The following is a 2,411-nucleotide window of genomic DNA, read 5'->3' as shown; positions in this document are numbered from 1 at the left end:
TGCTGAGCCCCCGGCGGACCGTGCCCGTGCGGTGCGGAGCAATGCGGTGCACCGCGATGAGGGTCAGCCCTCGATGCGGTGCTGGGTCCAGAACGACGTGAGGTCCGTGGACGAGGCCGCCTGGGCCGCCGCCTTGAACTCCGCCGTCGTCGAGACGCCGTACCAGTGCGAGGTGGCGTAGTCCTTCAGCAGCTTGGCCATCGCGGTGTCACCGAGCTGGCGGCGCAGGTCGTGCAGGGCGCACTTGCCGTAGCCGTACACGACGGTCGAGTAGCGGGAGGAGTTCGCGTCCCAGTAGGCCATCGAGTTGGTGATCTTCTCGGCCGAGGAGGCCCAGGAGACGCTGTTCCAGCAGTTGGTGCCCGTCTTGCCGAGGGCCAGGTCGGTGGCGTAGTCGGTGAACGCCTCGTCCAGCCAGGGGCTCGTGTACTCGTCGTCGCCGACGATGCCGTAGAACCACTGGTGGCCGATCTCGTGGGTCAGCGCCGTGGTGCTCACCAGGTCGAGGACGAAGCCGGGGTACTCCATGCCGCCGAACCAGTAGTTGTTGTCGATGATCGCGTCCAGTTCGCCGTACGGGTAGGCCCCGAAGCGTGCCGCGTGGGCGTCGATCGCGGTCTTCGCGGTGCTCAGCATCGACTGGGCGTCGCTCGCGCTGATCCCGGAGACGGAGTAGATGTTGATCGGCGTACCGGCGGCCGAGGTGCCGGAGATCTTGCTGAACGGGCCGGCGCCCCAGGCGAAGTCGCGCACCTTGGCGGCGGTGGCCCGGGTGACCGTGCGGCCGCTGGTGCCGGGGGTGTCGACCGAGGTGCCGGTGGCCGGGACCATCAGGTTGGTGGGGTGGTCGAGGGTCACGTCGAAGTCGGAGGCCAGGGAGTAGAAGGACTCGCCGTTGTTCGTGTACGGGTCCAGGTGCCAGCCCGCGCCGTCACGGACGGCGAGCACCGGCAGGGCGTTGCCGACGTTGCTGAACGCCCCGTCGTGGCCGAAGCGGTCGGCGCCGCTGGGGACCGTGATGGCCAGGTCGAAGCCGATCGTGGCGCTCTGGCCCTGGTTGAGCGGGGCGGGCAGGGTGATCTTGAGGGCGGTGCAGGCGACCGAGAGGGCTCCGGCGGTGCCGCCGGTGACGTTGGTGACGTTGATCGGCATGGCCTGGCAGGTGCCGTGGTAGTTGTCCCAGAGCCGCAGGTACACCTCGTTCAGCGGGGTGGCGGCGGCGTTGGTGAAGGACGCGGTCTCGTGGCCGGTCCAGACGAAGCCGTTCGCGTCGCTGCTGAGGTTGACGGTGTACGAGGGCGTGGCCGGCGTACGGGTGGAGTCGGCCGGCGGGACGGTGCCGCCGGAGGTGTCGAGGGCGACGTCGTCGACGACGAAGCTGGTCTGGAGGCTGGAGTCCTCGGAACCGGTGAAGGCGACGGTCACGGTCTGGCCGGCGAAGGCCGAGACGTCGATGGACTTCTGTACGTACCCGGTGTTCTTGTCGAGGTTCGAGTACGTGGCGAGGGTCGTGCTGCCGATCTTCGCCGTGAGGGTGTCGTACTTGACGGACGTGGTCCGCTCGGCGGTGTCGACGTGCAGCCAGAAGGTGAGGGTGGCGGTGCTGCACCCGGAGGGGATCGTAACGCTCTGGGAGAGCGTGTCGGTGTGGGTCGAGCCGACGCCGTTCAGCCAGGCGAAGTAGCCGCCGGCGTGGGCGCTCTGGCCGGTGCGGTTGGTGATGAGGCCGGTCTGCGACTGGCTCCAGGGCGAAGTACCGCCCTCGAAGCCGCCGTTGGCGACCACCTGCGCCGGGGTGCAGGCGGCGGCCGTGCGCGGGGCCGCGGCCTGGTGGGCGGGGGCGGTACGGGCGGAGGTGCCGCTCTGCGCCGCCGGGGCGGTGCGCGCCGATCCTGCGGCGGCTGATGACGCGGCGGCCGGTACTGCGGGGAGCAGCGCGGCCGTGGCCAGTGCGGCGACGGCGGTCATGGTCGCGGCGAAGGCCTTGTGGGGGGTGGCTCTCACACGGAACTCCTTCTCGGAGGCCGGGATCCCGGCCTGCTCGGTGGCCGTCCGGCACCGGCCGGGGTGCGCCGGGCGGACGGCCTCGGGGGCGCCCGGTTGGGGCGGGCGCCGTGGTGAGACGTGCCGTGTCCCCGGTTGGGGGGACACCGGTAGGCAGCCTCGCAGCGTTGACCGGAACATGCCATCCAGTGCGGGTAAAGCGTTGTTCTCCGTAGGACCGGGTGGGGGGCGCGTCCGCCGGACTCCGTACATCGGTTGGCATCCGTGCGTTCGCCCTCCCCCGTCGTCGCGCCGAGTACGGATTCTGCGGCCTCGCGGCCCGGATGCGGCCCACCGGCGTCGGCGACACGGAGGCGGTGCCGGCGGGATCCCTCCCCGCACGGTGCGAGCGGCCGGGCCCCGGGGCG

Annotated in this window: 1 protein-coding gene; it reads right to left on the bottom strand. The window is 71.2% G+C overall.

The window, feature by feature from the left end; translation table 11 throughout:
• Positions 1 to 63: 63 nt before the first annotated feature.
• Entirely contained in the window at positions 64 to 2,004 is a 1,941-nt protein-coding gene (locus AB0O29_RS35100; protein ID WP_365160275.1) for a M1 family aminopeptidase, read from the bottom strand.
• Positions 2,005 to 2,411: the final 407 nt, after the last annotated feature.

This window comes from Streptomyces sp. NPDC089915 (assembly GCF_040684675.1).
Classification (GTDB): Bacteria; Actinomycetota; Actinomycetes; order Streptomycetales; family Streptomycetaceae; genus Streptomyces.
The sequence above is the reverse complement of the archived record's forward strand: the minus strand, read 5'-3'. Positions and strand labels throughout refer to the sequence as shown.